The 274-nt window shown below is 33.2% G+C and carries 1 protein-coding gene; it reads right to left on the bottom strand.

The window, feature by feature from the left end; all coding sequences use genetic code 11:
* Window positions 1–274 (bottom strand): rhamnan synthesis F family protein (locus C1G53_RS12810; protein WP_238139159.1); only part of this gene is annotated, 274 nt, incomplete at both ends.

Genomic DNA, 274 nt, shown 5'->3' with positions numbered 1-274 from the left:
CGATCAAATCTTCTAATATAGAAGACACCACTTCGATCGGATAGTCTGTTTCCTTAGCAATATACTCCATCAAATCCGGAATCTCGGATTCTCTTTCTAAACCATGCCAAAAATATTGTTCTCTGTCATAATTTCTAAAGGCCGAATACTTAACTAATGGACAACCTTGTTTTAATAATTTAAACGGATGAATATACAATGCACTATCTTTCGTGTCTTTAATCAATGCATCATACTTAAAGCCTCGATCATAAAAATATTTTGCAAACACAGT

Origin of the sequence: Streptococcus suis, from assembly GCF_002960445.1 — a bacterium.
Classification (GTDB): Bacteria; Bacillota; Bacilli; order Lactobacillales; family Streptococcaceae; genus Streptococcus; species Streptococcus hyiners.
The sequence above is the reverse complement of the archived record's forward strand: the minus strand, read 5'-3'. Positions and strand labels throughout refer to the sequence as shown.